The organism is Microcoleus sp. BM001215392 (genome assembly GCF_036700185.1).
Taxonomy (GTDB): domain Bacteria; phylum Cyanobacteriota; class Cyanobacteriia; order Cyanobacteriales; family Microcoleaceae; genus Microcoleus.
In genome coordinates, this window is sequence record NZ_JAUBOJ010000013.1 from 1,917 (window position 1) to 22,493 (window position 20,577).

Annotated in this window: 18 protein-coding genes; 7 read left to right on the forward strand and 11 right to left on the reverse strand. The window is 46.0% G+C overall.

Going from position 1 to position 20,577, the window contains the following annotated elements; all coding sequences use genetic code 11:
- Positions 1 to 866 (forward strand): right-handed parallel beta-helix repeat-containing protein (locus QT974_RS02855; protein ID WP_333467019.1); only part of this gene is annotated, 866 nt, incomplete at its 5' end.
- A gap of 105 nt (positions 867 to 971) precedes the next feature.
- On the opposite strand, the gene QT974_RS02860 is transcribed toward QT974_RS02855, so the two are convergent.
- From QT974_RS02860 to QT974_RS02880, 5 genes are all read right to left on the reverse strand, one after another.
- On the reverse strand, positions 972 to 1,928 hold the full coding sequence (locus tag QT974_RS02860) for a DUF6282 family protein (RefSeq protein WP_333467020.1): 957 nt from the start codon (positions 1,926 to 1,928) through the stop codon (positions 972 to 974).
- A gap of 229 nt (positions 1,929 to 2,157) precedes the next feature.
- The gene (locus QT974_RS02865) at positions 2,158 to 3,063 is read right to left on the reverse strand and encodes an alpha/beta hydrolase (RefSeq protein WP_333467021.1); all 906 of its coding nucleotides are present in this window, start codon (positions 3,061 to 3,063) and stop codon (positions 2,158 to 2,160) included.
- Between the two features lie 14 nt (positions 3,064 to 3,077).
- On the reverse strand, positions 3,078 to 3,524 hold the full coding sequence (locus QT974_RS02870; RefSeq protein ID WP_333467022.1) for a SufE family protein: 447 nt from the start codon (positions 3,522 to 3,524) through the stop codon (positions 3,078 to 3,080).
- 115 nt (positions 3,525 to 3,639) lie between these two features.
- The gene (locus QT974_RS02875; protein ID WP_333467023.1) at positions 3,640 to 3,768 is read right to left on the reverse strand and encodes a hypothetical protein; all 129 of its coding nucleotides are present in this window, start codon (positions 3,766 to 3,768) and stop codon (positions 3,640 to 3,642) included.
- Between the two features lie 74 nt (positions 3,769 to 3,842).
- Positions 3,843 to 4,205, reverse strand: coding sequence for a hypothetical protein (locus QT974_RS02880; RefSeq protein ID WP_333467024.1), 363 nt, complete (start codon positions 4,203 to 4,205; stop codon positions 3,843 to 3,845).
- A gap of 323 nt (positions 4,206 to 4,528) precedes the next feature.
- Between QT974_RS02880 and QT974_RS02885 the strand changes: the two genes are divergently transcribed.
- The 3 genes from QT974_RS02885 to QT974_RS02895 all read left to right on the forward strand — a co-directional run bounded on the left by QT974_RS02885 (position 4,529) and on the right by QT974_RS02895 (position 6,969).
- Positions 4,529 to 5,257: a response regulator gene (locus QT974_RS02885; protein WP_333467025.1), complete on the forward strand. Its 729-nt coding sequence runs from the start codon at positions 4,529 to 4,531 to the stop codon at positions 5,255 to 5,257.
- Between the two features lie 6 nt (positions 5,258 to 5,263).
- Entirely contained in the window at positions 5,264 to 5,872 is a 609-nt protein-coding gene (locus QT974_RS02890; RefSeq protein WP_333467026.1) for an adenylate/guanylate cyclase domain-containing protein, read from the forward strand.
- Between the two features lie 161 nt (positions 5,873 to 6,033).
- Entirely contained in the window at positions 6,034 to 6,969 is a 936-nt protein-coding gene (locus QT974_RS02895) for a spermidine synthase (protein WP_333467027.1), read from the forward strand.
- A 118-nt stretch (positions 6,970 to 7,087) separates the two neighbouring features.
- On the opposite strand, the gene ccmS is transcribed toward QT974_RS02895, so the two are convergent.
- The 6 genes from ccmS to QT974_RS02925 form a co-directional block, all read right to left on the reverse strand.
- Positions 7,088 to 7,525, reverse strand: a complete 438-nt coding sequence (gene ccmS / locus QT974_RS02900; RefSeq protein WP_333467028.1) for a beta-carboxysome assembly chaperone CcmS — start codon at positions 7,523 to 7,525, stop codon at positions 7,088 to 7,090.
- Between the two features lie 197 nt (positions 7,526 to 7,722).
- Positions 7,723 to 9,519, reverse strand: coding sequence for an ABC transporter ATP-binding protein (locus QT974_RS02905; protein WP_333467029.1), 1,797 nt, complete (start codon positions 9,517 to 9,519; stop codon positions 7,723 to 7,725).
- Between the two features lie 215 nt (positions 9,520 to 9,734).
- Positions 9,735 to 11,288 carry an RtcB family protein gene (locus QT974_RS02910; RefSeq protein WP_333467030.1) on the reverse strand — a complete coding sequence of 518 codons (1,554 nt, stop codon included), beginning with the start codon at positions 11,286 to 11,288 and terminating at the stop codon, positions 9,735 to 9,737.
- 292 nt (positions 11,289 to 11,580) lie between these two features.
- The gene (locus QT974_RS02915; protein WP_333467031.1) at positions 11,581 to 12,495 is read right to left on the reverse strand and encodes a hypothetical protein; all 915 of its coding nucleotides are present in this window, start codon (positions 12,493 to 12,495) and stop codon (positions 11,581 to 11,583) included.
- Between the two features lie 469 nt (positions 12,496 to 12,964).
- Positions 12,965 to 14,800, reverse strand: a complete 1,836-nt coding sequence (locus QT974_RS02920; protein ID WP_333467032.1) for an APC family permease — start codon at positions 14,798 to 14,800, stop codon at positions 12,965 to 12,967.
- Between the two features lie 66 nt (positions 14,801 to 14,866).
- Complete coding sequence (locus tag QT974_RS02925; RefSeq protein ID WP_333467033.1) at positions 14,867 to 15,706, reverse strand: prephenate/arogenate dehydrogenase; 840 nt, start codon at positions 15,704 to 15,706, stop codon at positions 14,867 to 14,869.
- A 39-nt stretch (positions 15,707 to 15,745) separates the two neighbouring features.
- On the opposite strand from QT974_RS02925, the gene QT974_RS02930 reads away from it, so the two are divergent.
- The 3 genes from QT974_RS02930 (at position 15,746) to QT974_RS02940 (ending at position 20,574) form a co-directional block, all read left to right on the forward strand.
- The gene (locus tag QT974_RS02930; protein ID WP_333467034.1) at positions 15,746 to 17,308 is read left to right on the forward strand and encodes a pentapeptide repeat-containing protein; all 1,563 of its coding nucleotides are present in this window, start codon (positions 15,746 to 15,748) and stop codon (positions 17,306 to 17,308) included.
- Positions 17,309 to 17,402: 94 nt separating this feature from the next.
- Positions 17,403 to 18,965, forward strand: coding sequence for a pentapeptide repeat-containing protein (locus QT974_RS02935; protein WP_333467035.1), 1,563 nt, complete (start codon positions 17,403 to 17,405; stop codon positions 18,963 to 18,965).
- Positions 18,966 to 19,044: 79 nt separating this feature from the next.
- Positions 19,045 to 20,574: a pentapeptide repeat-containing protein gene (locus tag QT974_RS02940; RefSeq protein ID WP_333467036.1), complete on the forward strand. Its 1,530-nt coding sequence runs from the start codon at positions 19,045 to 19,047 to the stop codon at positions 20,572 to 20,574.
- The last annotated feature ends 3 nt before the right edge of the window (positions 20,575 to 20,577 follow it).

Genomic DNA, 20,577 nt, shown 5'->3' on the forward strand with positions numbered 1-20,577 from the left:
TGCAAAGTCAAATCGAGACAGCCGAGCAAAATCAAAATCAACTACAATCTCAAGTTTCCGAATTACAACAGCAGTTAGAAACAGCGCATCAAGAACAGTTGCTGCTAAGCTCGCAACTTTCCGCAGCGGGCGATCGAGAATTTGCGGAATCTGAATCAGCGCCAACAACAGGATCTACTTCGGCTGGCGGATTGGGAAAAAGTAAAGAATGGGTGGTTTGTCAAGAGGGTAAAGGCCATTATACAACTATTAGCGAAGCGGTAAAAAATGCTGCTCCCGGTACGCGGATTTACGTACAGCCAGGTTTGTATAGAGAAAGTATAATTCTCGACAAAGATGTAGAAATTATCGGCAGCACAGCCGGGGGAAAAGTCACTGTTGAAAGCACCGAATCAAACTGCATCAAAATGCAATCAGACAGTGCTTTAGTGCGCGGTTTAACAATGATTTCCACTGGGAAATTTTATGCTGTAGATGTTCGCAAAGGCGAGCTAATTGTAGAAGATAGCGATATCACTTCGGCGGGCTACTCTGTGGTAGGAATTTGCGGGCCTCAGGCTGATTCTATACTCCGCCGCTGTCAAATTCATGACGGGATCTGGAACGGAATTTTTATTTCGGATGATGGTAAAGCAACGGTGGAAGATTGCAGTATTTATGAGAATGGCAGTCTGGGAATCGGTGTGGGATTAGGAGGAAAATTGATCGCGCGCCGCTGTCGGATTAACGGTAATGGAACAGAGGCGATCGCTGTTTATAGAAATAGCATTGCTACGGTGGATGATTGCGATTTAACGGGCAATGCTGGGGGTGCTTGGCGGATTGCAGATAACGGATACGTGCGCGGGAAAGACAATCAAGAATAGAAGAAAGTTCGGCAACGGATTTTGTTTGTAGTGAGGACTTTAGTCCTTATTGGCTAGAAATCAAAGAGATGACTGAAGTCGTTACTACGAACTTTAAAATTAATTTTAGTTTTGGATGCCTAACAATCGAGCGGGATTTTCCTCGCTCATTAAATCAATTTCTGGCTGAGAAATGCCTTCATTCATCAATTTTTGCACAAATAACTTGTAACCTTCGGCTGGTAAAGGATCGGGTTTTCTTCCCAAATCTGTACTCAGGACAAAATGCTCGGCACCGATGAGTTTTATCGCTGCTACCATCCGATTAATTGATACGTGATGCCAGTTTCTGTGTCCCTTGTCGGCGGCATTTTCTCCCATCAAATCGTTGACAAATGCGAGTTCTAGAAAAGCTCCCATTGCGGCGGCTGTTTTCATGTTTTCTAGGGACAAACCGGGTACGTCGGCCATGGCGTGGGTGATCAGGATGTTTTTAATGTTGAGAAGGTTGGCTGCACCGACAACTGCCATCACTTCTGCTGAGGAAATATGCCCGGTTTCGAGCACTAAATTCTCCTTGGCTACAATCTTGAGTACCGCTGCTGTTTCCGGTGAAATTTTGCCGTTTTCTGCTACTTTAATCCCGATTCCTGACTTGTGAAAAACCTTTAAATGATGCTGGGCATCAACGGTTGGCAGCCACACTACTTTACCGTATTTGCCGCCGATGCGGTGCATTGCTTCTACAGCGTCGGGATTAAGCCCACCTACGGCACGATTGAGAACAATTCCCCCGAAAACCTGGATTTGCGGTACAATTTTGTTGACTAGAACTGCGCGCGCTGCTGTGCTGCCATAGTGATTTTTTAAGACAACTGCTTTCATGTGCGATCGCGCGGCTGACTCAGCTACCTCAAAATCGTCTAACCGGCGGGGAATCACATCGGGAGACGAATGGATGTGAAAGTCGATCGCACCTTCTATCGGCGAATCTCCGACAGCAGAAACAGGCTGGCAAAACCCACAGCAAACAATACAAAAAATTGCAACTATGGCGGCAATTTTTAACTTAATCGATCGCACAAAAAACACTTAATTTTTACGCCAGCTAACTTAAACAAAGTCGATATTGTACCAATTCTGGGGAAAGTCATCCCCTTTGTGATGTCGCAAAAGTGCGTCGCTTGTGAAATATTGGTTTGAGGCGAGAATTGTTCGCAGCGAGGCACCCTACGGCTTCCAGAATATTAGTTCGTAGTGTGGAATGCAAGTCCGCAAAATGCTGCGGACTTGCATTCCACACTACGAACCGTTAAAGAAAACATTTAATAGCATTTGCCAAATCTGCGGCATACTCTTCGTGCAGGCCCAAAGAACCAGGGATAACTCGGGATTCCACACCTGGTAATTGAGCTAATACTTCCATTTCTGCCTTAGATTTTGGCGGCGCTTTCTCAGCTATTGCTACCATTACCGGCACTGCCAAATTTTGGAAGTTGGCGACAAATTCTTCCCGGGTTTGTGCCGGATCTAAGCCACCAGTTACAAAGGCGGCTGAACCAAATCTCGCACCCGCTTTCTGGGTGACTTTCCACTTATTTTCGATGAAATCCGGCGTGACTTTTGCTGCATCGCTGTAGACGTGGCGGCGGTACATCAAAGCCAGGAATGATGGCGCAGTGTTCAGTTTGTAAAGGAATTGACCGAGTAAGGGCGATCGCACTAATTCTCTCACAACTTTGTGCCAACCGCTTTGCTGTTTGCTCATTGTCGGTAAAGGCCCGCGCCAAGTCGGTGCAGCTAACACAATCTTCGACCAAACATTCGGTTTTGATTGTGCTAATTGCATCGCATAACCCGCAGCATGACCGGCTGCAACTACAGCCACAGAACTGTTAAAAGTAGATTCAACAAAATCCTTCATAAATTGATGGTACAATTGCGGTTCGTAGTCGGTGCGCGGGCGATCCGAGTCGCCGAAACCAGGCCAATCTACACTCACAACTTGAAAATTAGGAGCTAACAATTCCGCTAAAGGACGCATTTCTGCTCGCGTCGAAACCGTACTGAAAGCTGGCAGCAATAAAATCGTGTTTCCCTGTCCTAGAGTTTCGTAAATAACTTTAATTTGTGTTCCTTTCCAGTTCCAGAGATATTCCCGAACTGCGGCGCGATAGCTGTCAGAATTAGATTGGGTTAAATCAGCAGTCTGAGTCACGGCTTTTTCTCCTGTTAATTTGCTTCTGCTTGCGCGCTCACTTCGCAAGCCAGTGCCTTATTTCTCATCATTTGAAAAATGTTGTAAAATCCGTTAGCGCGGGAAGGTGTCAGGCTCACATTCAATCCCGTATCTTGAATGAAATCTGGGGTAACTTTGACTATTTCCGCAGGCGTCAATCCGCTCAAACCTTCGACGAGCAAGCCAACTAATCCTTTGACTAACTGAGCGTCTGAATCGCCTTCAAAGGAAACTTTTCCGTCGGCTAAATTTGCAGTAATATAAACTTGCGATACGCAACCAGAAACTTTGTTTTCCGGCAGTTTATTGCTTTCGGGAAATGCTGGGAGTCGCTTAGCATACCACAGCAGTTGTTCGTAGCGCTGTTTCGGGTCAGAGTGTCGCTGAAAGCGCTGGACTATTTTAGCTAGAGTTGCGGGTAGCGCGGTATTTGCGGACATGATTTCGAGTAGCGGTTTACTAGGCTAATATTATACATTCTATTTTAGCAGCAGGTGCGATCGCCCTGCAACATCTGCCTTCGTCTGCGTTCGTCTGCGGTTAAAAATTCTAGACCTAAACTTTTGCTAAAACTCGCGTTTGTTGAGCTGTTGTATAATTAGATTTGGGATAATTTTGGATATCTAAAAAGTCGATCGCCCTGATGCGATCGATCGCCCATCCCCATAGGTTATTGTAGAGCAAAAGTGCGATCGTCCGTAAATCTCAAATGTCGCAACGATCGCGATTTTACAAAAAAACATTCGCCCCGCGCACCCTCAACTCGCCTGTAACGGTGGCAAACCTCGCAACTGGCGCAGAGAATTCATGCAAACCGGGCAGTCGCAGCCAAACAACGCCACGGCGGCATCGCTTTCTTCTTCCGTAAAGTCCATCATCGCCACAGGCTGGCCATCCGGCGACTTCGAGCCGATTGTCTGTTTAGGATTAGCAGCAGCGGTTTTTGCCGGAAGGCGCACGCAACTCAGACGTTGGGTGTGGGGCGATCGCACGCAGGTGGGCGCATCAGCCGATTTTCCCGGTGTTTCGCCAATGCTTTGAGTTTGGGCGATCGCACCCAAAGACATCACAGATCCAAACAGCGTCGGACTTACAAGTAAAGTGAGGAGCAATCTATTCATTGGTCGTCCTTAAGAACTTCAACGTACACAGTAGCCGATTATCTGTGGCAATTCAACAAGGTTTTTTGCCTGCACCAGTACAGTTTGCCGTTATTAAGGCTAAAAACCCGAATATTTTTCGATCGAACTTGCAATAATTCCCGGTATTCGCAATCACCATTTGGCGATCGGTATCACCTGCGCTTCCATATTTAAGATTTGTTGCATTTTTAGTAAATCTAGCTTGCCAGTGATAAAAAATTACTCCTATTTGGGTAAAATAATGTCACCAACGACAACTCAAAGCAGCGAACAAGTTTACATCAGAAACCAGGTGAGGAGTGATGAGCACAGTTTTAGTTGTGGAAGATTCCCGCAGCCAGCGGGAGTGCATTTCATATCAGTTGAGATGCAGCGGATTGAATGTCATTCAAGCATCAGACGGTGTGGAAGCGCTGGATCGAGTTGAGAAAAATTGCCCGGATTTAGTATTATTAGATATCGTAATGCCCCGCATGGACGGTTACGGTGTTTGCCGTTTAATTAAAGCTAATCCCGAAACTCGGAATATACCAGTAATATTTTTAACCGGGAAGGGACAGCAGCTAGCTTTGTTCTCCAGGGCGATCGATCGCGCCGAGGCCTATGTTAGCAAACCTTGGCAGCCCAGGGAACTTTTGGCAACTATCAAAAAAGTGCTGATTAATGCCGATATTAAGTTCGATCGAGCTTCGGCTGACGCTTGGACAGAATACGGAATTTTAAACTTAAATACCATAGAACTCTATCAAAGCCGCGCCGATGCTTGGACAAAATACAGCGCCCAAATTATTAAATTGTACGATACCAGCTTAGCGGCTTTCCAACAAGCTTTGGCAATTGAACCCAGCCACTCAAATGCCAACAAATATCGCAACCGAGTTCAAAAAATCCGGGCAATTTTGATGAAAAAGATTGAGCAAAATCAACCTTGCAAAGTCTGCGATTATTATTACGGCAAAGACGGCATCAATTGCGCGGTGCATCCCGCCGGCCGCCCTCAACCTGTTTGTCGCGATTGGGAGTTTAATTAAGTTGAAATGAAAACTAATAACCGCGCTTACTTGGAAAAATTGCTGCAAGAAAGAAACGAGCGACCAGAAAGAATGGCAGAAATTGATGCCAAGATTAATGCCAGTTTCTGCCAAAATCACGTAATTTTGGTAATGGATATGTCGGGATTTTCGCGAACGACAGTCCGCTACGGAATCATTCATTTTCTGGCAATGATTCACCGGATGCACGGAATTGTCAAACCGATAATTGCCGAATGTGGCGGTACTGTTGTTAAGGAAGAAGCAGACAATATTTTTGCAGTGTTTTCCGATGTAAAATCGGCGGTGGAAGCTGCAATCGACTCTCTGAAACAAACGGCGGCTGTCAACACGACTCTGCCGCCGGAGATGGATATTTACCTCTGCATTGGTATTGGCTGCGGCGATGTTTTGATGCTGGAAGGAGAGGATATGTACGGATCGGAATTTAATCTAGCAGCCAAGCTGGGAGAGGATTTAGCCCAACGGGGAGAGATTTTGCTTACCTCAGCAGCGTTTGAAAAATTGGCAGGTGATAAGCAAGATTGGGAAAGATTGGAATTTTCGATTTCGGGTTTGGAATTGGTGGCGTACAAGCAGGTATCATCTACTTAATTTATCTCAGGTTTTTTTCAGAATTCCCGAAAATAAAATTAATAATCTCCCGTGTTAAATCAAAGAAACCGGGTTGTTTCTGAATCTCTCGACTACGACATAGGATTTTAGTAAAAACCCGGTTTCTCACTACCTGTCCAGGAATATTAAATTTAAAATTAATGATTGACGAACCAAAAAATTGGAAAAATATTAATTTATCTGCGATTAAGCAGCGACTTGCTTGGGTACAACAACAGCCGGATGGAGTTATTTTTTGCCAAGAGTCGGGAGTACACTATGTTACAGTTAAAAAAGATCGAGGTCAAATTAAGCTATCTTTAGTAGAAAAGGTGAATTTGTATACAGATTTGTTGCAATCTGTGTTCAACCTCAACAATCCCCTGCATTTAGTTTCAGAATATACTCAAGCGATGATGTTGGGTTTATTGTGGCAAAATCAACCTAAAAAAGTTTATATAGCTGGGTTTGGCGGTGGCAGAATTCCGTTAGTTATGCACCATTATTTGCCGGAAACTGTTGTAGAATGTGCTGATGTAGATGCGATCGCCCTGGAAGCAGCAATCGAGTGTTTTGGAGTGCAGTCAGACAGCAGACTCAGCGTCGCAATCCAAGATGGGAGAGAGTATCTAGAACAGCAAAGCCCAGATGTGCAGTATGATATAATCATGACTGACGTGTTTTTTGGCAACGGCTACTCTTCGCACCGCCTAGCAACTAAAGAATTTTATGAACTTTGCCAAAAACATTTGTCAACCGCCGGAGTTGTTTTGGTAAATCTGCTGCAAAGAGATGAATTTTATGCGGACAAGGTAAAGACTTTTCAAAGCGTGTTTTCCCAGGTATGTGTCTGTCCTTGGAAGGATATTAATAGCGTTTTAATTGGGACTAACGGCCCTATTTTAGAGAAAGATGAGATTGTTTCCAGGGCAAAATATGTGCAAGATGGACATGAATTTTCGTTTGCTTTGACAGATAGAGCTCTTGATGTCAAAATAGGTTCAGAATTAGCTCAAATTATACCTAATTTAGACAAAGCTCAAATTTTGACCGACGATTTGCCACCCCCCGGTTATTTTGATTGCTGGTTATTTTGATTGATATCCAATACAACAAAACTGGTTCGATCGTTCGGACTTTAGTCCTCCGAAAATGAGGACTAAAGTCCGAACGATCGAACTTCATCAGTATTTTTTTTACCGGATTGGATATAATTTATCCTTTAATATATTCAGCCATTTGCTTTTCTAGGCGATCGATCAATGTATCGACATCCGCTGCTGCGAGTTCAAAACAATCAGGAGGTGCGGGGTCAATTTCAAACAAAATTAGCTTGATTTCACCTTCGCCGATCGCCAAAATCGCCACCTCTTTCTCGGGTTTGTGAGCGTTTAGCACTCCTAAAATTTCCTGAATATGACTTTTAACTTTACGGTTTAACTCTTCTACTGCCTCTTTTTTACAGTAGACGAAACGCGGCGTTCCGGCAATATCAATGCCCAAAATATCGTCGCTTTCCTCTCCCCTTTCCTGAAACAGCCCCCAAGCTAAAGCCGCCAATTCTTGTTTGTTGGCAGCCACAAATTTATCTAATTTGCGGCGCCAGTTACTTTGATTTTTTTGTTCTGAATCAGGCCCACCAAATAAAAACATTTTTTCTCTTTGCTTGTAGAAACTAATATCTTACGGTTATTGGTTATTTGTTATTTGTTATTTGTTATTGGTTACTGGTTATTTGTGATTCGTTATTGGTTATTAGAAGACTGTGAATAACTAATTACCAATGCCCAATGCCCAATGCCCAATGACCAATTACCAATTAGCAAATTCAACCTAAAAGCGCAGCGCTTTTATTTTATACCAGATTGCACGCGCCAGAGCGACGCATAAACTCCATTATGTTCGATAAGTTGTTCGTGATGCCCCGATTCTACCACTTGCCCCTGTTCCATGACAAAAATGCAATCGGCATTGCGCACAGTAGAAAGACGGTGGGCGATCGCAATGGTAGTCCGATTTTTGGTAATTCGTTCGAGCGATCGCCCAATTGCGGCCTCCGTCTCGTTATCCACTGCTGAAGTAGCTTCATCGAGAATCAAAATCGGCGGATTCTTCAACACAGCCCTGGCGATCGCAATCCGCTGGCGCTGTCCCCCCGACAATTTTTGACCGCGTTCCCCTACAATAGTGTTGTAACCATCCGGCAATTGCGCGATAAACTCGTCAGCTTCCGCTATTTGAGCAGCATTTAATATCTCTCGCTCGCTCGCCTCAAAAGTGCCGTAAGCAATATTTTCAGCCACCGTACCGTGAAACAAGAATACATCTTGACTCACCAATCCGATCGCTCTGCGCAAATCTTTTAAATTCAGGGTACTTAATTCTATACCATCGAGATAAATCTGACCGTATTGTACCTCGTACAGCCTCATAATTAATTTTACCAGCGTACTTTTTCCCGAGCCAGTCGCGCCCACAATCCCAGTAGTTTTCCCCGCCGCCAGAGTCAGGGAAAAATACTGCAAAATCGGTTTTCTTTGATTGTAATAAAAGGTAACATTTTTAAATTCCAGCGTGCCTTTAATCGAACTAACCGGCAGCCGAATATCGCCCGTGCGAATTGCGATCGGCGTATCCAACAAATTCATCACTCGATTAGTAGAAGCCATAGCCCGCTGGTATCGATCCATAGTATCACCCAGCCGAGTCAGGGGCCACAGCAACCGCTGCGTCAAAAACACCAAAACGCTGTAAGTTCCCACCGACAACCTGCCCGCCACCACCTCCAAACCGCCCAGAAATAGCGTTGCAATAAACCCCAAGAAAATCACCACCCGAATCAACGGAATAAAAGCCGCCGAAAGTACGATCGCCCGTCGGTTGCTTTGGCGGTAAGCGTTGCTTTGGGTTTCGATGCGCCCAGTTTCATAATCTTCGGAAGTAAAACTTTTAATAGTAGTGATTCCCGTCAGATTATTCGACAATTGCCCGTTCAAAAAACTCACCTTTTCCCGCACGTCAGCATACAGCGGAGCGAGGCGGTTTTGAAATGCCAGCGAACCCCAAACAATCAAAGGAATTGGCAGCATTGACAGCACAGCTACCCCAGGAGATGCCGCAAAAAAAGCCGTGCTAATCACGATAACCGTAGTAATTACCTGAATTACCTCATTAGCGCCGCCGTCCAAAAAACGTTCGAGTTGATTGATATCATCATTGAGAATAGAAATCAGTCCACCCGTGCTGCGTTCTTCAAAATAAGCTAATTCTAATTCCTGCAAATGGCTGTAAGCTTCTACACGCAAGTCGTGTTCAATATCTTGAGCCAAATTGCGCCACAAATAATCATAGGCATATTCAAAAATAGATTCCAGGGCCCAAACAATCGCGCTCACAAGAGTAATAATTGCCAGTTGCCAAACGACATTTTTTATGCCCCAGCGAGCGAGGATAGAATCTTGTTGTTTCACCACCACATCCACGGCAATACCGATTAATGCTGGCGGTGCTAAATCAAAGAATTTATTCAGCAGCGAACAAATACTTGCTATCCAAGTTTTCAGGCGGTAGCGGCGCCCGTACTTCAGCAGTCGCTTGAGAGGATGGACAGGTTTAGAGGGATTTGGTGACAATTGAGAATCCGTCATAGGGCATGGGGCATGGGGCATCGGAAATCGGGCCGAGAATTAAAAATTATAGGACTTATGCACGCTGACTTCAGAAACCGGGTTTCTGCGTATATTTTCGTTACTAAACGCAGAAAATCGTAGAAACCGGGTTTCTAGCCCCCCTATGCGCAATCCCTCAATTAGTAGGGCGTACCCTACCCTGATTTAATTTTTAATTCTCACATTCCCAGTTCCTAGGCTTTAAACGTTAACACTGGCTTCATTTTAGCGACTATCCCGACCATTTGCGCCTCAACTTGTACGTCAATTACTGGTTGAATTGGCTTGTAAGCGGCCGGGGCTTCTTCGATTCTACGTTCTTCCCGCAAGGTAATGCAATCTATGCCGGTTAATCCCAAAGCGCCGTCTGTTTTGTCAGCACCCTGGCGACTGAGATCGAAACGCGATCGCGCTCTTCCTGCACCGTGAGAAGCCGATCGCAAAAATCGATCGTTTCCCAAACCAACTAGCAAATAAGACGGCGCACCCATCGAACCAGGCACAATTACAGGCTGGCCAGAATGTGCGGGACAAGCGCCTTTGCGAGTCACCCAACCGGCACCTTCAGCTAAAGTAATATTGTGAGGCAAATCGTAAACTAAAGGAGCTTCGACATCCCCGAAAACTTGTCGCAAACGCAGTCGCAGAAGTTCTGCTAGCAACAAGCGGTTGATAAAACCATAATTGGCGGCCGTTGCTTCCGCTTGTAGGTAGCTGCTCACAAGTTCGGGATTGGCTTCGACAGACAGCGGAAACAGCCCGGATTCAGGGTATTTTAGGTTTTTCGGCCAGGCGGCGCAAGCTCGATCGCGCCACATACCGCCGATGTATTTGCCGACATTTCGCGAACCCGAGTGAATCATCAAAGCGATTTGTCCCGATCGCACTCCCCAAGTATAGGCTGTAGCTCGATCGACAACTTCTTCGACCACTTGAATTTCTACAAAATGATTGCCGCCCCCGATAGTCGCCAACCCGCCGTCCCTTACTGTGCCGTCGTTTGGGACTAATTCTTCCGGAGCCCATTTGACATCGCCATTCATGGAACCCCCTCCGAAAGTGTGTTCGCACTCAGCCGCCAACTGCTCAAAATCCGAATTTGCGGCGCTACCAATTGCCCGATCCAGCATACCATCGAGCCATCCGGGGATGCCGTGTTGGAACATCGCGCGGGCAGTTTTTGCAGTCATGCTGACATCGCGAGTACCGAAGAAATAATCGCCTTTCATCAACTCTACAAATCGATCGCGCTTTCCCAGAAATTGTTCGACAGACAAATCAGCAACGTGTAAGCGCATCCCGCAATTAATGTCGGAACCGACAGCAGCCGGAATCACCATTTTGTCAGTTTGGGCGATCGAGCCAATTGCCACACCCGCATCCCCCGGATGGAAATCTGGAGTAGCGCAGGCGCGACAAACACAACCACCTTGAGGGTGTCGAACATTCGCCAAATTTGCTAACTGTTTCAGCGCCTTTGCTTCCACCGGAAAACCCTCAGGAAGCAAAACTTCTGCTGTTATGGAACTAGGCTCTTGCCAGTTTTCTCTTGTAGCAAAAACATTTTCACTGTTTTGTGTTGTAGAATTGACATCTTGCCAGTCTTCTCCTGTAGAATTGGCATCTTGCCAGTTTTCTTTTAGAGAACTATTCAGACAAATCGAATAGACTTTGTTGTCGTAACTCACATCAAGACCTTGCCGAGACAAAGCTCGCAAAAGCCTGTTCAAATTTTTTGGCTGCTGCATAAAGAGTCTGTTGCGGGTTGCAATGCAACCCCCACAAATTGAAGAGATGTTGTAGTTAATCAAAGACTTTGGTTCAGCAGCCGCCATCTTTTGAGAGACAAGTTGAAGGCAACTTATCTAATTGTTACAAATATGGCATATTATTTTTACCCTGTCAACGTACCGAAACGATCTGCCTCAAGGGACGAGGGTGACAGGATTTAGGAACCTATTCCCGTTCTGAATTTTGGTGCTTTCATCCCCCAAAGGCCGCTCGTTTCCAGTTAGTTTTTCTGAAGTATAAATTAGAGAACTAAGAGTTAGGCTCAGTTTTCCAAGCAACCAGAATTTTCTTCAATTCCCGCCAATAACCCCCGACTTTTGTTTCTCCGAAAGCCTCCCGAATTTTTTGGAGCCTGCTGCTTCTTACAGGTGGCTGTCCGTAATAAAGAAATTGACTCATGTCTTTCGTCAGCCCGGGATTCATGAAAACTTTAACATCTTCGCGAGCCAAATATTTATCCCGAACCTCCTGCAAATATTCGTCTCGAGCATTTGTGTGAAATACCGTCCAGCTCGGGTCTTCCACCTTACACAAAGTATATTGCTGGTGCGCCTCCATATATGCGATAAATGCTTGTTCCAGCAAAAATCTGCCAAACTTATGTGTTCCTATAAATCCAGAAGCAATATATTCATCCAAACATTCTTGCATCACTGAAACGAAGGTACTGCGCTTCATCACTGAAAAATTGAGCGTGCAAGCCTGAATGAAGTACCACCCAGGCCAAGCATCGAAATGTTTAAAAGTTCGATTAAAAGCTCCGCCCACCGCAAAAATTTCATCTTTGTCCAGATAGTCGAGCGCTTCCTCTAACCAACCGTCGTGACCTTCTCTATAAGGTAACGTATCAATTTTAAAGAACAATACATACGGCTTACTAGCTATTGCTGCGGCCGTATACTCCTGAATAAAACATCTATCCTTATCATTGTCTTCATGATGCGGTACAATGACTTGCAGCTTATCAATTAAACCTTCTTGATAAAGTTCCCAGTAAACTTGTTGAGTGTCGCTATCGCTGCCACCGTCCACAACAATAACTTCCCCTGGTTTGCCTCCTAAAAACTTAAACCAATCCAGAAGAATCTCTCGATAGGCCAACCCATTGCCAAAATTGGCTGAGACCATCGACACTTCACTTAGTTTACTTAATCTATCGCTCATTAATTCTTTTTTCCAGAGTAATATGGCTTGGCTAGTCCCTTATAATTTACTAAAATTTTCTAGGAATGTCAATTTTAAATAAAATCATCATCGTAAAAATACTGAGCTGAGAATTATACTGCCTTTTTAGTTAGATTTGTAACAGAAACACTGCTGAAAACACTCCGGCTGTCATCAACCGGGTTTTTTACAGTTTACGCAAAAAACTTGGTTAATTCCAGACTCATCAACTAGCTGGTGACTTGTAGAGTTAATACATCGGGACTTGCGCGCAGAAATTTAAGAAACCGGGTGTTTCAACAGATATCCCGGGCGCTACACGCAGGATTGTGGGGTCAAATAAACCCGGTTTCAACGAAAAATCTTAGGTGTAGCAACCAAGCATCCACAAACGAACAGGGTTGTTTATCCCGTCCTAAATAACTTGGTTTCACAGCTTAAAAATGGCAAATCTTTAACCAGAGATCGCTTAAAGATAATATCTCACTGTTGTGACAACCCGACTTTTTTTAGCCAGCAAAGCCGCTTTCAAAAAGAAAGCCGTTTGATTGTGCAGCAGTCCCTCCCACCAATTTCGCGTCACAAAAGCCGGAATTATCAGCGTTAAGAACACTCCCGGCCGCCGTTCTTCAAACAAAGTCAAAAAGTGAGTCAAAGCCTCACCAACCGAACGGTAAGGCGATTCCAGAATTTCCAAAGGAATGTCAGACTGCAAATCTTGCCAAGCTGCTTGTAATTTTGCGCGATCGGTCAAACCTATATCTACATGAACTGCCACAACTTCATCCGCAATCAAACGAGCATAATCTAGAGCATCAAAAGTTCCCCGGTGCAACTGCCCCACCAACACCACCGCCGGATGTTTCACCGTCTTAACTTTAGGTCTGGGAGGATAAGATATGGGTTCTATTCCCTGAATGCTCAAGCGAGCCGCTACATAGCGATAGTGCCGGTGAATAGCTAAAAATAGACTAACTACGATCGGAATAGTTACTACCACAACCCAAGCTCCCAACAGGAATTTGGTAGCGACAATTACAGCTAAAACTCCGGTTGTTGCCACTGCACCAATACCGTTCATCACAGCACTAGATTGCCAGCCTTTGCCTCGCTCCTTAAACCAGTGAATTACCATTCCCGATTGGGAGAGAGTAAAAGAAGTAAAAACCCCAACCGCATACAGCGGAATGACTGCGGTGGTATCGCCTCGGAATATGATAATTAAAATAGCAGCGCAGAGGCTGAGCAGATTAATGCCATTAGAATAAACCAGTCGATCGCCCAACAGAGATAACTGCCTCGGCAAATACCCGTCACGCGCCAAAAAATAACAAAGTCGCGGAAAATCCGCATAACTCGTATTCGCCGCCAACAGCAAAATCAACAGAGTTGCTGCCTGCAAATAATAATAAAATATACCGACACCAAAAATATCTTTTCCCAACACAGAAAGCAGCGTTTCATCTTCTCTAGGAATCACTTGATAAATATGAGCTAAGTAACTAATGCCCAAAAACATAAATCCCAGAATTACTCCCAAATAAGTTAAAGTCAGGCGCGCATTCTTCCATTCAGGAGGCTTAAAAGCTAATACCCCGTCCGAGATAGCTTCAACTCCAGTCAGGGCTGTACAGCCTGCCGCAAAGGCGCGCGCGATCAGAAACAATCCCAAAGGTTCTTTAGCTGGAATATTTTCTAAAGCGGGCAAAACGTGACCTGTTGCCTGTTGGAATAAACCGCAGCCAATCAAGATAAAAATGCCCACGATAAACGCATAAGTTGGCACCATGAATATCTTGCCCGATTCCCGCAGTCCCCTGAGGTTGGCAAACATGATCAGGACAATACAAACTAAGCACAGTTCTACTGTATAGGGCAGCAGCGAGGGAACTGCTGAAGTCAAGGCTGCAATGCCAGCAGAAATACTCACAGTTACGGTGAGAATGTAGTCAATCATCAGTGAAGCTGCTGCGATTAAACCCGGATAAATACCCAAGTTTTCTCGCGCCACAATGTAAGCGCCACCGCCGTTAGGGTAGGCTTTAATTGTCTGTCGGTAAGAAAGCGCCACGATCGCCAACAGCAAAATAATAATTCCCGAAATCGGCAGCGATAAACTCAAACTGCTGCTCCCTGCTAGTAACAGCACCAGCAGAGTTTCTTGAGTAGCGTAGGCCACAGACGAAAGTGCATCGGAAGCAAGAACAGCTAGTCCTGTAGCGTTGCTCAGCCGTTCGTGAATAGATGCGCTGGTGGGGAGAGATTCACCCAGTAAAACCCGCTTGAGCCGAGAGTAAGTGTACATTGAAACTCAATATAGAGGCGTCCACAATCATAATCGACACGGGTACAGTTTGAAGTAATTTTGGGTTCACAAGTTGTAATTTTTTCTCGCTTGTTGAGTCAGCTTCAGCTTGTGTTCGAGAGCTTGCCAATTTTGGCTCTCGATATCGCCCATCAACTCGTCGAGACTGTCGCGGTAAATAGAGAGCGATCGCAACAATTCCTCGCGATTGTACTTGGCTACCATCACTCCCAGCTCGGGGTTGCCGCCGCCAACTCGGCTGGTGTCCCGAAAACCCGAACTCGCCAAATGTTGGGCTAAATTCACAATATCTCGATCGCCCTCTCGATCGCACGCAGCCAGCAGCGTAGCGCTAGCCATAAGCGGCAAATGAGAAATCCAAGCCACAGCTCGATCGTGATCCTCTGGCCCGCAACGGTAAACCGACGCACCCAGCAACCGGGCAATTTCCTCAACCTTCTCCACTGACTGCACCGGAGTCTGGGCTGTCGGAGTCACCACGTAAGGACGGCCCACAAACAAATCCCTTACCGCCGCCTCAATCCCACTTTCAGCAGTCCCCGCCATCGGGTGTCCCCCGACAAAATTCGGCCACAGAGCAGACACAGCCTGCACTATCGGTGTTTTTACGGAACCGACATCAGTTACAATCGTATCAGGGGAAAGATGGGAAATTAAATTTTGGACGATCGGCTCGATCGCGGATAACGGCGTGCAAATAAAAACTAAATCCGCTGCTGCCATCAGAGACAGGTGTATGCTGGCATCATTGACCACACCGCGTTCTTGGGCGCGATCGCAAGTCTGCTGTCGGCTCGAAACCCCAAAAACATCAAAGCCGCGCGATCGTAAATCCAGAGCGATCGAGCCACCAATTAAACCAAGTCCTACAATACCGATATTCATTAGCAATAAAATGGGGATATTTCGATACGGTACCGCCCCATGACAGTCGAGGAACTCCTGAAAAAATATGCCGCCGGAGAAAGAAACTTTGCCGGAATCAACCTGACTGAGGCCAACCTCAGCGGCGTCAACTTGAGCGGAGCCAACCTGACAGGTGCGAATCTGAGTGTAGCAAACCTCAGCGGAGCCAACCTCAGCAAAGCCAACCTTACCGGTGCCAAACTCAACATCGCCAGACTCAGCGGCGCCCATCTCGGCGGCGCCAACCTCACTGACGCCGACCTCAACGTCGCCTACCTAGTACGAGTTGACCTCAAAAAAGCCACACTCACAGGAGCCAAACTGATCAGAGCCGAGCTAATTAGAGCCGAGCTCAGCGGAGCCAACCTCAGCGGAGCCAACCTCAGCGGAGCCACCCTCACTGAAGCCACCCTCAGAGGAGCCAACCTCGCTCAAGCCAACCTTCGAGGCGCTCACCTCAGCGGCGCGTGCTTGACAGAAGCCAACCTCGAACAAGCCAACCTGCAAGGCGCCGACCTCAGCCGAGCCGACCTCAGCGGTGCCGACTTGCGAGGTACTGAACTGCGACAAGCCAACCTCACTCAAGCCATACTCAGCGGCGCCGACCTCAGCGGCGTCAACTTGCGCTGGGCCATCCTCAGCGGCTGCAACCTGCGCTGGGCCGACTTGAGCGAAGCCAAATTGAGCGGTGCCGACCTCAGCCGAGCCGACCTCTGCCACGCCAACTTGCTCAACGCCAGTTTAGTTCACGCCGATTTGTCAAATGCCTATCTGATCCGCGCCGATTGGATTGGAGCCGACTTAACCGGAGCCACCTTAACCGGAGCCAAACTCCACGCAGTTTCGCGGCTCGGCATCAAAACCGAAGGCATGACCTGCAAGTGGGTCGATTTGAGTCCCAACGGCGACCACAGCCAAATTTACTGGTTGAACTCTGGAGGAACCCACGAATTTTTTCACTCGTCCTTGCCCACAGTAAGGATTGTGATTGACTCGCCCTTAGACCAAGGCGCTCATTTTGCCCTAGCTGCAACTTATTACCAAATTGCCCAACAATACCCGACTTTAAGTCAGCCGCCCACCATCGAAGTCAGCTCTAGGCGCACCGTACTCGCCTTTAAAATGGACAGCGACGATAAATTATTTGCCACAGCTTACGTTGCCATCATTCCTTTTAACGACGCTGCTACAACTCAAAAAAACGTGATAGCTTTGATGAAAATGATTCAATCCCAGGATGCCAGCAAACTTAACGTCAAAGAATCAAAACACGTCCAACTATGCAGCAAAGCTCTCAACCAAGCTATCAGCAAGGTAGACCAAATTAAGATTTCAAGCTCTTTTCCCAAAATCGGCGAAAGCATCAACTTTTTTCAAATTCCCACACAAATGATTTTAATTAATTCCAGCGATCGAAGACTCAGCGTCTATCACCATCCAGCCTTCGGCAAGCGCCTGATCAAAAAATACGATTCTAACAATTCTACCTCCGCCAAGTTAGCCGAAATTACCAAATTGGGTCAATCTAATATCACTACCATTTTGGATTTTATAAAAGGCTTCCACAATATCGATGTCTGAGCATATTGCATCAAGTTACAAAAATGCTTATTCTATTTAAAAGTTGGCAAAACAAAGCTTTGTTCTAGCTAACACATCAGGGAAAGTCAAAAGCATGGACGCCGAAGAACTCATAGCTAAGTATGCCGCAGGAGAAAGAGACTTTACTGCCATCCTCCTGTGCGAAGCCAATCTCAGCAGGATCGATCTCAAGGGGGCTAATTTCAGCGAGGCAATTTTGAGCCTCACCAATATGAGCGGCACCAATCTGTCCGGCGCCAACATGAGAAAAGCCAAACTCAACGTTGCTAGACTCAGCGGTGCCAATCTCAACAAAGCCAACCTCAGCGGGGCTATTCTGAACGTGGCTAATTTGATTCGAGCCGACCTCAGCGAAGCCCAACTCGTGGAAGCTACGCTGATCAGAGCCGAATTGATTAGAGCCGACCTCAGCGGTGCTAACTTGAGCGGCGCCAACCTCAGCGAAGCAGATTTGAGAGAAGCCACGCTGCGAGAAGCCAATTTGGAGCAAGCAGACCTCAACGGGGCTCACCTTCGGGGCGCTTCCCTGACAGCGGCCAACTTGGAACGAGCTAACTTGCACAGAGCCGACCTCAGCAGGGCTGACTTGCGAGGAGTCAACCTCTGCAATGCCGAACTCAGACAAGCTAATCTGTCTCAAGCCAACCTCAGCGGCGCTGATTTGCGAGGCGCTAATCTCCGGTGGGCCGACCTCAGCGGGGCGAACCTGACGGGTGCTGACCTCGATGAAGCGAGATTGAGCGGGGCTAACTTGTACGGGGCAAATTTGAGCAATGTCAACCTGTTAAACGCTACCCTAGTACACGCAGATTTGACTCAAGCGAATTTGATTCACGCTGATTGGGTGGGTGCAGATTTGACGGGGGCGGCGCTGACGGGGGCTAAAATTTATGCGGTGTCGAGGTTTAATCTCAAAGCCGATGATATTACTTGCGATTGGGTCGATCTGAGCCCTAACGGCGATCGCAGTCACATTCAGCGCTTTACACCAGAAGAATCTCAACGGTTTTTTAATGCTACACCGCCGACAGTACAAATTATAGTCGATCGACCTCTCGACCCCGATGCCAACTTTGTCCTGGCGGCTACCTACCGCCAAATTGCCAGTCAATACTCGGGTTTGAGCAATCCTCCCAGCATAGAAGTTAATTCGCGGCGCACCATCATCTCATTTAGAATAGACCAAGACGAGCAACTATTTCCCACAGCTTTCGTGGCGATTACTCCGTTTAGCGACGCGGCATTTACTCAGAAAAATCTCATTACTCTGATTAAGATGATTCAACCGCAAAACGGCAATAATCTGGGCGTCCGAGTCTCAAATCTGGTAGTGCAATTGAACGTAACCCTCACCAAAACAATTAGAAAAATAGGAGAAATGAAAATTCAGCCGGTGCGGATCGATCGCGAATCGACATCAACTTTTTTCCAATCGCCTACCCAAACTGTACTGGCTAACTCTAGTGCCGAAAGTTTGATGGTTCACTATCACCCAGACTTTGGCAGAAACTTGACCAATTTGCCGGGAGTCAACAAAACCTCTATCGCCCCGGCAATTAAAGCCCAAAGATTCACAACTCCGCCATTAAACACTGTGATTGAGTTTGTCAAAAGTTTTTATCAAGTCGGCGATTAAATACTATAAATTAATTTGAAAAATTTGTATCTAGGTCACATAAAACTTAGCAGAGAACCATTTTATTCAGGTGTAAGCAATGGAAGCAGAAGAACTTCTCAAAAGATTTGAACTCGTAAAAAGATACACAGAAGGCGACAGAAATTTCACAGGAATCAACCTAAATGAAGCTAATCTCAGCCGCATCAATCTCAGCAAATCAATTTTAAGAAAGGCTAGCTTATTTGTCACCAACATCAGTGGCGCTAACTTGAGCGAAACTGACCTGAGCGAAGCTAACCTGAATGTGGCTAGACTCAGCAGCACCAATCTATCGCGGGCAATCTTAAATGGGGCTACTATGAATGTAGCAAATTTAGTGAGAGCCGATTTAACAGGAGCTCAATTAATCGGAGCGTCCCTGATCAGAAGTGAATTAGTCAGGTGCGAACTCAACCACACTAACTTTAGTGGCGCTAACTTGACTGAAGCCGATTTAAGAGAAGTAAAACTCACCCAAGCTAACCTGATGGGTGCTAATCTTTCCGGTGCAAACCTCAGAGGTGCTGAGGCTACATTAGCTAACTTTCAAGGAGCTAACTTGCACGGGGCAGATTTGACAAAAGCAGAAATTAACGGCGTCAATTTCTGCAATGCCGATTTAAGACAAGCTTCTTTGCAGCAGGCGAATCTCAGCGGTGCAAATTTGAGCGGAGCTAACCTTAAATGGGCAGATTTGAGCGGAGCCAACCTCAACGGCGCGGATCTGAGGGATGTTAAATTCAACGGAGCTAACCTCAACGGAACAGATTTAAGAAATACCAATTTAGCCAATGCTAGTTTGGTTCACGCTGATTTGACGGAAACTAATTTGATTAACGCAGATTGGGTCGGCTCTGATTTGACAGGGGCAACTTTAACAGGGGCAAAACTGTATTTAGTTCCCAGATTTGGCATCATCGCAGATGATGTTACTTGCCACTGGGTGGATATGAGTCCCGCAGGAGACCGCACTCTGGTTCAACAATTTAACTGGCCGTCTGAAGCGAGAAAGTTTTTAAATCATACGCCGGGGTTAGTGCGAATTGTGGTTGACGCACTTTTAGATCATTCAGCCAACAGCACTTTAGCAACAGCTTACAGCGAAATAGCTCGGCATTACGGGGAAATGAGCCGTCCTCCCAATATTGAAATCGGCTACCGTCGGACAACTCTAACTTTTAGGCTTGATAGCGACGAGCATTTATTGCCAGCAGCTTTTTTAGCGATTATTCCTTTTGATGATGCCTTAGAAACTCAGAAAAATATTGTGGCGGTTGGGAAAAATATCGTCAGTCAAGATTTGCAAAAAAAACGGATATTGCAGTTGTCGGAAGCATTAAATTCAGCGATGGATAATTTAAATGATGTGAAAACAATGCTGGAAAAATCCCTAAATTCTGGACAGCAAACAAATTTTTTTAAGTCGCCTACCCAAACTATTTTAATTAGTTCGGGGCTGGAGAGTTTGATTGTGCAGTCTCATCAAAATTTTGGTCGGCGCAGTGGAAATAATCAGGAGAGTAAATTCAGTTTGCCTGTGGGTCAAAAAGTAGTTGATTTTCTGGCAAGTTTTGATTATCTTGATTGAGAA